The organism is Acinetobacter sp. AHP123 (assembly GCF_023757925.1).
Lineage (GTDB): Bacteria > Pseudomonadota > Gammaproteobacteria > Pseudomonadales > Moraxellaceae > Acinetobacter > Acinetobacter oleivorans.
The window spans coordinates 1,715,406-1,728,237 of the sequence record NZ_CP092454.1 but is presented as its reverse complement, the minus strand read 5'-3'; the positions used below and the strand labels follow the sequence as shown (position 1 = coordinate 1,728,237).

Annotated in this window: 16 protein-coding genes; 9 read left to right on the top strand and 7 right to left on the bottom strand. The window is 35.7% G+C overall.

Annotated elements, in window-relative coordinates; genetic code table 11:
• The first annotated feature begins 6 nt into the window (after nt 1–6).
• Both MJX77_RS08365 and MJX77_RS08360 read left to right on the top strand, forming a co-directional pair.
• Nucleotides 7–246, top strand: a complete 240-nt coding sequence (locus tag MJX77_RS08365; protein WP_000113727.1) for an ogr/Delta-like zinc finger family protein — start codon at nt 7–9, stop codon at nt 244–246.
• Nucleotides 243–443, top strand: coding sequence for a TraR/DksA C4-type zinc finger protein (locus MJX77_RS08360; RefSeq protein ID WP_252061165.1), 201 nt, complete (start codon nt 243–245; stop codon nt 441–443). Before MJX77_RS08365 ends, MJX77_RS08360 begins: the two co-directional genes overlap by 4 nt.
• Before the next feature lie 289 nt (nt 444–732).
• On the opposite strand, the gene MJX77_RS08355 is transcribed toward MJX77_RS08360, so the two are convergent.
• From MJX77_RS08355 to MJX77_RS08335, 5 genes are all read right to left on the bottom strand, one after another.
• Complete coding sequence (locus MJX77_RS08355; protein ID WP_252061164.1) at nt 733–2,028, bottom strand: Y-family DNA polymerase; 1,296 nt, start codon at nt 2,026–2,028, stop codon at nt 733–735.
• Nucleotides 2,025–2,525: a LexA family protein gene (locus MJX77_RS08350; RefSeq protein ID WP_252061163.1), complete on the bottom strand. Its 501-nt coding sequence runs from the start codon at nt 2,523–2,525 to the stop codon at nt 2,025–2,027. The genes MJX77_RS08355 and MJX77_RS08350 overlap by 4 nt, the downstream gene beginning before the upstream one ends.
• A 112-nt stretch (nt 2,526–2,637) precedes the next feature.
• Nucleotides 2,638–3,279: an SOS response-associated peptidase gene (locus MJX77_RS08345; RefSeq protein ID WP_252061162.1), complete on the bottom strand. Its 642-nt coding sequence runs from the start codon at nt 3,277–3,279 to the stop codon at nt 2,638–2,640.
• A gap of 27 nt (nt 3,280–3,306) precedes the next feature.
• Nucleotides 3,307–4,773, bottom strand: coding sequence for a hypothetical protein (locus MJX77_RS08340; protein ID WP_252061161.1), 1,467 nt, complete (start codon nt 4,771–4,773; stop codon nt 3,307–3,309).
• Nucleotides 4,774–4,903: 130 nt separating this feature from the next.
• Nucleotides 4,904–5,962, bottom strand: coding sequence for a hypothetical protein (locus MJX77_RS08335; RefSeq protein WP_252061160.1), 1,059 nt, complete (start codon nt 5,960–5,962; stop codon nt 4,904–4,906).
• Nucleotides 5,963–6,275: 313 nt separating this feature from the next.
• On the opposite strand from MJX77_RS08335, the gene MJX77_RS08330 reads away from it, so the two are divergent.
• Nucleotides 6,276–6,467: a hypothetical protein gene (locus MJX77_RS08330; protein ID WP_252061159.1), complete on the top strand. Its 192-nt coding sequence runs from the start codon at nt 6,276–6,278 to the stop codon at nt 6,465–6,467.
• Between the two features lie 82 nt (nt 6,468–6,549).
• Entirely contained in the window at nt 6,550–6,765 is a 216-nt protein-coding gene (locus tag MJX77_RS08325) for a hypothetical protein (RefSeq protein WP_024436767.1), read from the top strand.
• 15 nt (nt 6,766–6,780) lie between these two features.
• Here MJX77_RS08325 and MJX77_RS08320 read toward each other — a convergent pair whose 3' ends face one another.
• Entirely contained in the window at nt 6,781–7,881 is a 1,101-nt protein-coding gene (locus MJX77_RS08320; RefSeq protein WP_252061158.1) for a hypothetical protein, read from the bottom strand.
• Nucleotides 7,862–8,203, bottom strand: a complete 342-nt coding sequence (locus tag MJX77_RS08315) for a helix-turn-helix domain-containing protein (protein ID WP_031987658.1) — start codon at nt 8,201–8,203, stop codon at nt 7,862–7,864. The genes MJX77_RS08320 and MJX77_RS08315 overlap by 20 nt, the downstream gene beginning before the upstream one ends.
• Before the next feature lie 91 nt (nt 8,204–8,294).
• Between MJX77_RS08315 and MJX77_RS08310 the strand changes: the two genes are divergently transcribed.
• From MJX77_RS08310 to MJX77_RS08290, 5 genes are all read left to right on the top strand, one after another.
• Nucleotides 8,295–8,486 (top strand): hypothetical protein, encoded by a 192-nt coding sequence (locus MJX77_RS08310; RefSeq protein WP_000213654.1) that lies wholly within the window; start codon nt 8,295–8,297, stop codon nt 8,484–8,486.
• Nucleotides 8,487–8,579: 93 nt separating this feature from the next.
• Nucleotides 8,580–11,318, top strand: coding sequence for a toprim domain-containing protein (locus MJX77_RS08305; protein ID WP_252061157.1), 2,739 nt, complete (start codon nt 8,580–8,582; stop codon nt 11,316–11,318).
• Nucleotides 11,315–11,593: a hypothetical protein gene (locus MJX77_RS08300; RefSeq protein ID WP_353619246.1), complete on the top strand. Its 279-nt coding sequence runs from the start codon at nt 11,315–11,317 to the stop codon at nt 11,591–11,593. The genes MJX77_RS08305 and MJX77_RS08300 overlap by 4 nt, the downstream gene beginning before the upstream one ends.
• A 4-nt stretch (nt 11,594–11,597) precedes the next feature.
• Nucleotides 11,598–11,888 carry a hypothetical protein gene (locus MJX77_RS08295; protein WP_252061155.1) on the top strand — a complete coding sequence of 97 codons (291 nt, stop codon included), beginning with the start codon at nt 11,598–11,600 and terminating at the stop codon, nt 11,886–11,888.
• 100 nt (nt 11,889–11,988) lie between these two features.
• Nucleotides 11,989–12,828, top strand: a complete 840-nt coding sequence (locus MJX77_RS08290; RefSeq protein ID WP_252061153.1) for a DUF4393 domain-containing protein — start codon at nt 11,989–11,991, stop codon at nt 12,826–12,828.
• The last annotated feature ends 4 nt before the right edge of the window (nt 12,829–12,832 follow it).

Below are 12,832 nucleotides of genomic sequence, written 5' to 3'. Positions count from 1 at the left end.
AGCGAAATGGCTCGACCAAGATCCCGTTATAAATGCCCTCACTGCGGGGAACCCTTTTCAATCCGTTCAAGTACTGAACTAAATCCTTTACTCCGTTCATTTCAGGGACAGTGTCAAAACTTAGAGTGTGGCTTTACCGCTCAAGGATTTTTTGAATTAAAGATCCAGCTTTCCCCTCCAGCTCATCCTAATCCTGAAATTAATTTACCCACTCCGGACCGTACTTGGAAAATGGAGCACGCATGACAGACAAGATCGATATTGCCCAAGAACTACAACTTAAACAGGTTCAAATTCAACCTAAAGACTTTAGCTGCCCTTCGCTCACTGAATGTGAAGAATGCGGAAATGATATTCCTATTGAGCGTCAGCGCTATGGTTCTGTAACCCTTTGTGTGGAATGTAAAAATACACAAGAAAAACTTTCAAAAAGGTACTTTTAAATGACAAATTTCATAATCTTTTTCATCGTTATTCTTGTTTTAACCCTCATTATTTTTTGGATGATTCTGGATTATCAATTTACTCGATACATCCGTGAAATGAAGGCTTTTTATAAGGAAGAATATCTCCAAAACAAAAGCCAACTCAAGTTAAGTCAGCAGATCCATCATGGGAGCCATAAATGCAGCTATACCCAATCTTAATCGGCATGATCATGGGCATTATTTTAAGTAGTTCTATGTTCTTATATCTTGTCGCATAACGCCAAGCCCCTTCAATGGGGCTTTATTATTTTACAGTCAATAGCCCATCAACTCTGAACGGATTCTTACTCAGTTTATCGCGACTCATCGACCAAGTTCTTCCTGGTATAAAACAAGGCCCAACACCTAATTTTTTCTTACCATATTTTTGGTGTACCCCTTCTAAAGTTTTCATTAATTTTTCTTTTTTCTCAATTGTTTCAAAGTCAGTAAGTAAGTCATAGGTATGGCCAGATTTTGGCTCTAAACCCGTCAGAATCACTCCGCACTTTTTATACTTCACGCCTTCTTTGAAAATCTCGCCAACCATTCGTGTCGCTGCTTTTACGAGATCCATAGCACAATCAGTTGGTTCTGAAAAAACGCCACTAATAGACTTGTTATAAAACGGGACATTGGGGTCAAAAGGATTCGACTGCACGAATGCGATCATACAGCCGCATAGCAAAGATTCATCTCTTAATCTGCTACAAGCATCTTGTGCATACATACTTATAGCCTCTTTTAAATCCTCAAGTTCAGTTACGCGTGAGCCAAAGGAACGGCTTGCAATAATCTGCTGTTTGGTTTGCGGTGTATGTTCTATTTCAATACATGAAATGCCCTGAAGTTCAGCAACAGTTCTGGCCATGACAATCGAGAACTTTTTTTTCATTTCTCGTGGATCTGTACAAGCCAAATCAAATACAGAGTTAATTCCCATCCCCTGCAATTTCTTACTATGTTTACGGCCGACTCCCCACACTTCCGAAACATCAATTTCAGCTAAAAAAGATTCTTTATTGCAGAGATCCATATCCACCAAATTGCATACGCTATTAAATGCGGGATACTTTTTTGCAATGTGATTTGCAATTTTTGCTTCGGTCTTGCTGCTTCCAATCCCCACACAGCAAGGTAAACCTATCCACTTTAAAATCGTTATTCTCATGTCTTGTGCATAGCTGGATAGGTTAAAGTTTTCGTAGTAATCAGTTAGGTCTAAAAAGCATTCATCAATTGAGTAAATTTCTTGTTCTGATTCGGTCACATAAGTACCTAAAACTTTATGGAAACGTCGAGACATTTCAGCGTATAGCGTGTAATTGCTTGAAAGCACAATAACGTTATTCTGCTGAACAATATCTTTAATTTGAAACAGCGGCACTCCCATTTTAATACCAAGTTTTTTTGCTTCGTTGGATCTGGCAACAGCGCAGCCATCATTGTTTGATAAGACAATAACCGGCTTATCAATCAGACTTGGATTGAAAACACGCTCACAACTGACGTAGCAGTTATTTACGTCCACCAAAGCAAACACTTTGTTTTCGTGCTTCATTTACTTTTTCTTGTATTTTTTAAAATGAAGGTCACTACACCCCAGATAAAAAGTTCTTGGCCATCCTTCAAATGAATATCGCAAAATTCTGGGTTTTCAGCTTTTAACCAACGTTCATCAGCATCCATCATCAAACGTTTTACGGTAAATTCGTTATCAACTAAAGCAATCACAATATCGTTATGCTTTGCTTCAATACTGCGGTCGACAATTAGTTCGTCATCAATATCAATGCCTGCATTGAGCATCGATTGTGAAGCTACCCGGACCACGAATGTTGCACACTCATTTTTAATTAAGTGTTCATTCATATCTATATTTTTATCTACATAATCTTGTGCTGGGGACGGAAAGCCAGCTGCAACCTTTTCTATTGCTAGAGGAATCGAAAACTTTGTAAAAGGAGTTACTTTTTCAATATAGTCTATCTCGCTCAAAGCATTGCACTGCTTGAGATGAGGCCTAATTTTAATGATGGATGGTTCGGTATTGCTCATAAGATCACCTTGATTTCGTTACACAATCAAGATGATAGTTTATTAACTGATTTTTTAACAAATTTTAAAAATCATGCAGAATCAATGACAAGTCATAAACTGACGCGCTCAACTAAGCATTTGATCGGATTTTCTTCAACTCTTCCTTGGGTTGTGCTAGGTATTCATCTGGTTCCATATCTAAGAAAAAATCTCGTGCTTCTGTATTTTTACAGTTGAGCCAATCATTTCTTAGGCTATCTGGAATCACAATAATTGAGCGTTTTTCGTCAGTCGGAGCATGGAACTGAGACATAAATGGATGATGATCAGCATTGATGGTGAGCATTGTCATTGAGCGTACTTGGCGCCCTTCTACTTTTGCATTTTCATAAAGTGCTGCAACTGTAAAAGGCATGCCATCTTTACGGTAGATCCCGTACCAATGTGCTTTACCATCGATATATTTTGGCTCGTAAATCGTATCGACTGGTATTAATGCAAATTGGCTATTGTTCCATGCATGACGGAAGCTAGGTTTTTCATGGACTGTTTCTGTTCGGGCATTATAAGTTTTGCGGCAAATTTTGAGATCTTTGGCCCAAGTTGGTACAAGGCCAAATTTAACTTGTCGCCATTCAACATTGCCTTCATTTAAAAATAAAAGCGGACAGTCCGCACCAGGGTAAATGTCATTGCTATATTCAAAGGTAGGCTCAAACAAATCTAATAGGTGAACACGGTCTTTTGAAATTGGTTCATAGTTGGCACACATAGCTCACCTCTTTATTAGACTTATAATTTATTCTGGATCATCTGCTGATTTCTTTTTGTTCTTTTCTGTACTTGATTCAATATCAGTGTTTTTGGACTCTTTATCACTTCCTAATTTACTTCCGATAGTACCAGCAGCTTGCTCAATTGCTTTGATTGCAATATTTGAAATATTTGTTGGAATATCTTTTACTGCGTCTTTAGAACTTTCAACTATACCCGCATCTTTACCAAAGTAGTCAGGTACTAAGCTAAGATGAACATCATTACGTACTGATTTATCAAGGCTACCTATGAATGGACTTAATGTATTAAGTTTTAAGTACATATTTTCACTTTGACGCCAATGATTATAGGCGCGCATAGCGATCCTACTTGCATAGATAACAGCTAAAAATAAAAGTACTGAAAAACTTAATCTGAAAATAAGATAATTAAACGCATATTTTTGAGTTAATTCACGTTTTATAGTTAAATCCTTCATACATTCTTCATATGACTTTCCTTTTACAGGAGGTAAAATCATTTCTTGGTTTTCAACTGCTTCAGTCTTATCGCAAGATTCTGTACCTACATATTGTTTATAGTAATTATTTACCCCTATATAGGCACTTATAACAGAGAATATAATGATAATTGCGCTAGCTATAGTTACGGAAAAATAGGAATTTCTTTCAAATTTTGATTTATCAAAGTAATGAGCAGACATTTCATTTACTGCATTATTTGTCATTTTATCTTGATAAAGCTTTACATCACCTAATAAGGACTCCAACTCATTTTTATTATCTAAAAATTTATTTTTTAGCTCTTCAATTTGCGGCTCCAAATCATCTTTATGCTGTTTTTTAAACTGATTAAGTGTATTTTGAAAAGAAACGAAAGCATCATTAGCACGTTGTTCAAATATTTTTTTCTGATAATCAAAGTTCTCATCTCTACTAGCTTTAAAATCATCGAGAAATATTTTTAGTTCACTTTCATTTTTATTAACTCGATCTTCTAAAATTATTATTTTCTTATCAACATCCATATTATTTAAAGATAAATTATTAAACCTCATTATGTTTCGAATTAGCTCATAAAAATAAGAAAAACTACGATTCTCAAGGAATAAACCGTTTAAAAATTTACTACCAGCTATACTATTAATTACCTTTTCAAGAAAAAAATAAAATGTTTCAACAAAAGAAAAGAAGAAAGCATTCTCATTTTGACCAGGATAGAAACCGATCGACTCTAATGAAGAATTAAGTTCATCTATTAGTTTTCTTAAATCGTTAAAATTAAATTTATTTTCAATTAAAAATTTATCAAATTTAGTTAAAAATTCTTTAAAATCAAAAAAGAAAGTACCAGTAGTATATTTCTTATTATTATTTAATAAATATATCACCATTTCAGTTGTGCTTAAACTTTCATAAAAACTATTCGCATTAAGAGCTGTCTTATTGAATAATTCTAGCTTAAGTATTTCTTCTTCACTAAATAACATTTATGACCACCAAATCACGGAATTCGAACAAAATAACCTGCTGGAAGCTCTCCCAAAGGCTCTGCAATACGAACTAAAAACTCAACGTAACAACGTTCCCAACTTTTCATAAAATATTCCCCTTTTTAAACTATTTACCTTCTGAATTAACTTTTCCACTATCAGATGTTTTTAAATCTTTTACAGCTTTAATAAAATCGGTATTAGCTTTAATATTTTCATGCATCAAGTTTTCCCCACCCGTATAACTTTCATGATGTATACCATTGCCAAAATATTTATAAGCAAGATCAAAGCGAATCTTTTCTTTCATTTCGTTTGGCATCCCTTCCATATAACGTGGTAATGCGTCTAACTCTTTAGCTGTACGATACGCTTCATCTGCCAAACGACGGTTCATAAAAGAACGTTTTAAAAGGAACGCAGCTAATGTAGTAGATAAAATTAATAAAGATACTTTTTGAATATAAAAAATAGTTGAATGATTTTCATAAAATTGTTCTGCAAGCTTAAATTTAAAAAAATTTGTATTAATTTCAACATACCAACCAAAGAAATATAAAAATAAAAATGCTAGTGCTATGTAAAAAGAAACTTCATATCTCTTTGCGAGTTTTTTGAACTTTTCAGAATCATCGGCGAAAATTTCATGTACTTTCTTATTTTTTAGATCATTATTAATTATATCGACTTGCTCAATTTTATGAACCAGCTCATTTTGATTATCTTGAAGTTCCTTAATTAATTTATTAGCATCACGTTTATAATTCTGAAATTGCTGTTCAATATCAATTTTCGCTATAAAAGCATTCATATCAGCAATATTGGAATCGAAAGTATTAATTGATTCTCCCCAAGCTTTATCTGTAAAATTATTATTAGCAATAAGATTCGCTAGATTTTTGAGTGTTTCTTCATTATTTTCAGTTTTTCTAATAATAAAATTTAAAGATGCTGAATCAATTTTCTGTAGTCTACTTAATCTATGAGTTAAACCCTCAATATCTATTATAAATGCATCTCTTATTCCTTCAAAAAGTTGCAGATCAGTTGCTTCCTGATCTATCTTTTGTAAGGCATAACCTTGTATTAATTGATTAAATACTTTTTCTATTCTTTTTTGATTGTTTATTAAACTGTTTATGGCTGCAGTTTTAGCTTGTTCATTTTTATCAACAGAAGCATTCACTATAAACCCCAAAAATTATTATAAAGTCTTGACGCGTAATAGTATCTAAGCTACTGTAAAAACGCTAGATAGACATAAGTCTTTTTAGTCAGGCGTGAGAACCTGAAAAACGAACTAAGACGCACAAAAGTCCGTCTACGGGCTATTTTTTTGCGTAAAATTCAGCTTTGCTGTTCATGGCAGGCTGGATAGGGCAGCCTTTTGGCTGGCCGCTTCTTAGTTCGCGGTATTCTCACCCCTGTTCAGTCTGTCACCATTATCGTGAGAAGTAATGGTGTCAGGTTAAAACTTAACTTGAACTAAGGACAAGCAAATGAAAGCATTCGCTTTAAAGAACTCCCCTACTCAAAATTCCGCTCTGGAACATACTCCAGTACACGACTTAGACGCATACTTAAAGCAAAAGCGTCGTCAGCAAAAACTAAAACTCCTCAAGCGCGCCTTTGAAGGTAGTGTCTTCTCAATCATTGTTGTCTTAACATTTTCCATAATATCAGGCAGATAAGCGACACAGCGTGTCGCCATCACCTATATTTTCAAAGCAGATTTTAAGAAAATAGACCCATGATCAATAGACAGGGGGAGAAATGCACTCAACACTAGACGTTAAAAGCCACAAGAAAATGACGGCCGAAGAAATATTGGAAGAAATTGAATATCCACTTGAGAACCTTCAAAACTTACTTTTTGCCTTTTCAAAAATGAAAGTCGATGATGGTTTAAAAGAACAAGAATTTAGCGCCATCATCAACACGCTACATCACCAAGTGGTCAACATTAACCGCGCGGTTCATGCCAAATGAATTAAAAAACCCGGCTTAGGCCGGGTTTTTATTTTTGAACAAGTCTTTCCATAAAATAGTATCAAAATATGAATCATTATAATGTTTTAATGCGTACTCTTTAAATGGTTCTTCATAGTCGAATAGATTAAACATTTCACTATTATCTAATCCTTCTTTAATTTTATGGAACATTGGAGCAATCCAGAATAAAATCACTTGTTCATCCTGATACATTGAATTTCTTAAAATATTTTTAAAAAAGATCTTTTCTTCTTCGCTAAGTTTAGATTGTTTTATTAAATTTAAAATATTTACATATATTAAAAAATATGAAAGAAAAATATTAATAGTGCCCTCGAACCTTTTTAGAGTAAATTCATAAAAATTACCCCTAAGTTCTTTTATATTTAAATTAGCATATTCAATGGAATCTTCTTGTTTTATACTAATATAGAAATGACTCGAAATTATTCTGATAATTTCTAAGCTATTACGTTTTTCCGTCCTTCTATTTTCTGTGTCTAAACCTATAATTTCATTCATTTCAATACTAGTAAAAATATTATGCTTATAATTTAATAGCGAATAAAACATATTTGAAAATATTGCATATCTCGACTCTTCTATCTGACCTTTGTAACTAGCTTTTGTGACCTCAAGCTGTTCATAACTTGCTTGTTTGGCATGCTTGAGTTGTACTTCATTTAACATACTTGCGTGGGCGATTTGATCTGAAGCTGCCTGTCTTGCCTGTTTTAATTGCAATTCTAAAGCTCTTCTTGCTTCATTTAATTGTAAGGTTGTAGCTTCCTTAGCTTGTTGAAGCTGTTTTTCCATAGCTTCTCTTGCATCTTTATTTGCTTGCCTCTGCAAATAGGCAGAGTACACAACGATAATTAAAGTCACTGAAGTAAATAGTGTGTTAAGACTTCCATAAATATCACCGAGCGGTCCAAGTTTTCCCATTTCATCCAATTGAGCTGCTGGAATGGACCATACATGTATGGCCCACCATTGAAATAAATTCGGAAAAAATAACCATGCTAAAACAAATACACCCGCAGTAAAAAAACAAAAAGTTCTCATAATATTTTTTCTAAATAAGTAGATTAGTTTATTTAAATTGATTTGCATAAGTCTCAGCTATAGAGACTAACCCCGAACGCATTTCCTCACGTGTTTGACGGTACAACTGAATTAGCTTTGCTTCATCATCTGCCAGTTCACTGCTCTTTAACTCTGAAGCCCCCCAAAGAATATAAGCAATATTAAACCCATGGTCTTCTAGTAAATCTAACTGGTCAGTGTCTAACGGTGCATTGTGCTTTTCATAACGCACAACTGAGTTCTTTTTAACATTTAAGATCTCGGCTAACTCGTCTTGCGTAACAATGCCCAAGCGCTTACGTTCTTCTTTTAAACGTTCACCACGATTAGAAAAATCACCATTTTTCATACTTTTTCCTTAAAAGCACTTGTAAATCACCATAAATAGTACTAAATTTAATACCACTAAGTATCTAAGTACGATTTATGGTGATTTTCGCATGACTACATCAAATGTTCAAACTAAACCTAAACACACTGAACTCACTCAAGTCCGCTGGACGAAAGCTCAGTTAAAAGTCCTCAAGAAAATTGCGTATGAAAAAGACACAAAAATTGCCATCTACATCCGTGATTTTATGGTGAAACATCACCCCGAGTTACAAGAACCGCGCAAAGACGAGCAATTGTAATCAAAGCCAATTCGCAATGCTTACAAAGCTACAAACTCAAACAAAATATTCACATTCTCAAACAGTTATCAATATTCAAACGGGTGATGCTTAATGTCAGATATATCAAGACGCATAGATGACCGTCTAAACCAAATCTTCAACTTTAAAAGAGTTGGAGAGTGGTATAGACAAGGCATCTGCCCACAGTGCAGCAAGAAAGAATGCTACACCCATGCGGTTAAACCCCGTGTGGTGAAATGCAGCCGTTTAAATAACTGTGGTTATGAAGAACACGTCAAAGATATTTGTGAAGACTTATTCAAAGATTGGTCTAAAGAATTTCCTAAAACTGAAGTAAACCCTCATGCCGCTGCCGATGCCTACTTACGTCATGGCCGTGGTTTAGATACTGCCCTCTTAAAAGGTTTATATACCCAAGATACCTTCAGCAACGAACATAAATATCCTGGTCTTTATACCGGTACTGTCCGCTTCAAATTAGCTGAAGGAATTTATTGGGAACGTTTTATCGACCGTCCCGAACGTTTTGGGCGTCAAAAAGCAAACTTCCTTGGTAAATATGAGGGCTTGTCTTGGTCTTCTGTTGATCTAGATGATCTCTGCAATGCCCCATCATTTTGGATTACTGAAGGTATTTTTAATGCCATTGCTTTAATCCAATCTGGCCAACCGGCTATTGCCACCATGTCTACTGGTAATTATCCATCTGCTTTACTTAAACAGATTGCAGACCGCTGCCATGAGCTAAAAAAAGACAAACCACGTCTGATCTGGGCATTCGACAATGACAAAGCCGGTAAAGATGCAATGAGAAAATTTCATCTACGCGCACTTCAGGAAAAGTGGGCTTCTTCAGCAGCTCTACCACCTCATCAAGTCAAAGGTAAAAATCTTGATTGGAATGACCTGTTTATGCACGACTTACTACATAGTGAAGAACGTGCCAAGTATCGTCATTACGGTGAATTACTCATTGCAGAAACGGCTGAACAAGCTGGTTTACTGATCTATAACTTCAAGGAAGGTCGTACCAAAACTTTCTTCTTTAATCACAATTTCCGTCTGTATTGGTTCAACTTGGATTACGACAAATACGCCAAGCGTATGAACCAAATTGAAGAAGATCCAAGTTTTGATGCACTACTTGATCAACAGAAACGTGAGCAAGCTTTACGTGACTGTGCAGCTGTCACTGAGATCTGTAACGCTCAAATTGATCCCCTTTATTTTGAACGCAATGAGGTTACAGGTGAAGCCTGGTATTACTTCAACGTGCAGAGCCAATGGGCAGAAAAGAAAACTCAATTTACACCAAGCCAAATCGGAAGCCGTAGCAAATTTAAAGACGCAACTATGGAAGTCATGGCTGGTGCAATGTGGACTGGGACCGATCAACAACTTGAATTTTTTATGAAACGAAAAACCGAACGTTTAAAGGAAGTAAAAACTACAGATTACATAGGCTATTCAAGTGAATATCAAACCTACATATTCCCAAAACATGCTGTGCATAAAGGCCAAGTTATCCCCATTAATGAACATGATTACTTCAAAATTAAACGACTCGAACTCAAGAGTTTAGCGAAGTCCCCAGTCATAACACTAAACCCTAAAAAAGAATTTAAACCGTTTTGGTGGAACGACTTTTATCGGGTGCGTGGGAGTAAAGGTTTAATTGCCCTGGCATGGTGGACCGGTACTTATTTTGCCGAGCAAATTCGCTCTATACATAGCTCTTACCCTTTCATTGAAATTATTGGCCAAGCTGGTGCTGGTAAATCACGTTTGATTGAGTTCTTATGGAAATTAAGCGGTCGTAAAGAATACGAAGGTTTTGACGCCAATAAATCAACCAACGTGGCCATTTACCGTAACTTTGCTCAAATCGCCAACCTTCCAGTTGTGTTAATTGAAGGTGACCGTAACGATACTCAAGGCAATAGTGTTAAACAAGCAAAGTTTAGTTGGGACGAACTCAAAGATGCTTTTAACGGTCGAGCAATTCGCTCTAAGGGCTTAAAAACCGCTGGTAATGAAACGTATGAACCACCTTTCCGTGGTGCCATCATGATTTCACAAAACAGCGCTATTGCTGCATCTGAAGCGATTTTGACTCGTACATTGCACCTTTCTTTCGACCGCAAAGGACAATCTCTAGAAACCAAACGTATTGTGGATGCGCTGGACCGTATTGAACTGGAAGAAGCATGTACTTACATGACCCATTGCCTACGCAAAGAAAGTGAAATCCTAAATACATATCAAGAGCGCTTAAGAAGCCTAGAAGATCTTTACCATGCAACAGGTATTACACATACACGTATTGCCCTATGTCATGCCCAAATCGCAGCACTAATTGAAGCTATTGCTGAACATGTACTTAATGGCTATCTCGACTATGAAGAAGTGGCCACAGCACAAGAAATGCTAATGGAAATGGCTCAACAGCGGGTGGATCAGCTCAATGGTGATTGTCAGGAAGTTGAACAATTCTGGGAGGCCTTTGAATACCTACAAAGTGGTAGATCTGCCCCATACAGTCTTAATCATCATGACAACGATTCACAAACCATCGCCATCAATTTAAATGAAGTCTACAAAGTTGCTGCACAGCAGTACCAGAAACTTCCTGAAATTACGTTGATGAAAAACCTACTGAAGTCGTCACAAAAATTCAAGTTTATTGAATCTAACCGAGCTGTTAGCTCAAGCCGTTTTCCAACAGACGCTGCAAAAAATCTTAATGCCGACAATGAAATGTCAGACAGACGCAGAACAGTTAAATGTTGGATTTTTTCTAATCCTAACTATGGAGCACTACAATCATGAATACAATCAATGAAGAATTAAGCCCTACCGCTTTACCATTTGTAGATGAAGAAGAAACAGATCTACGTATCGTTACACCGACACATCCCATCGCCCTTGAAGCATATGCAGCAATTAAAGCCATGCGTTGTGACTTTGTCAGAATTATTGCTTCTAGCTACCAGAAATCACCTACAGAAACTGGTTACTTCATTTCTGGCATATTCCCAAGCGATGCAGAGCGAGGCCTAAACCGTGAAGAATGGATTTCAACTTTTGATAGTTTGAAAGGGTAAATATATGGATGTAGAGGTATTGTTAGAAAAAGTGCTTCGTAAAATTTTAAAGCAAATTGATGCTAAGCCAATCATACCAATTGATTGCCAATTGTGGGATGAACAAGACATTGCTAGCTATTTTAAGTACTCACTGGACTATACAAAGCGCCACATTATTAGTAACGAAAATTTTCCACCTAGTAGAGAGCTACCTACTTCAGCTACAAGCGATCGGACAGTACCACGTTGGAAAGCTACAGATGTCATAAGCTTTGGGATGGCATTTGATAAATCGAATATAAGATATTGTTAAAAGTTTAAACGGGGCAAATTAAGCCCCTTTTATTTCCGAATTGACTTATAAAATCTAAAAATACAAAATTAGTAGTAACTACTTTAAAACAATCTTAAAAATGGAAATTAAAGATCTCTCTGGCCTTGGAGCTTATTCTCCTATAATTCACGAACTATACAAAGATATGGCTCAACCTGCAGCAAGAAATGTAGGTCTAGCATTAGGGGCTATAACTAGCGTTGGTCTTTTCTTACATTTATTAACTTCATGGGGTACAGATCGCCTAAACCTATGCTTAAAAAATAATCTTGAAGAATATGCTGATCGAATCAAAAAAATTCCACCCGAAGATATAACTGAAGCACCACCAGAAGTTGCTATACCAATTATTGAAAAGTTAAGCTATGTAACTAATGAGGAACTGAGAAGCCTATACATTGAATTGTTAGCTAAAGCTTCAATAAAAGAAGAAAATGATAAAGCACACCCAAGTTTTATTAATATTATTAACTCTTTATCTCCGGATGAAGCAATTCTTCTGAAATACTTCAAAGAAAACCCTTCCATTTCTCCATCATATTTTTTTGAAACTTTTACTAAGAAATCAGAAGCATTTGCACATTTCTTAAGCAATAATAAAAGAAACCAACCCGGTAAGTTTTTTGGTCCACCCGAACTTGTAGAATTGCAATTTCCGCATAATCTCTCGGGTTATTTAGAAAACTTTGAAGGGTTAGGGATTATTTATATGACTGAATCTAACTCTGCTCAAGTAAAAATGTTCAGAGATATTGAAGAAACAATTAATAGAAATCTAGATAGAGCAGGAATTCAAGTTCATCGACTTTCTTTACTTTCCTATTCAAGGCTAAATGAACAACGCCAAAGCCTATATGTCACTAATTATGGAAAATTATTTATAAAAGCTGTTATTGAAACACCAGAAACACCAGAATGATGAG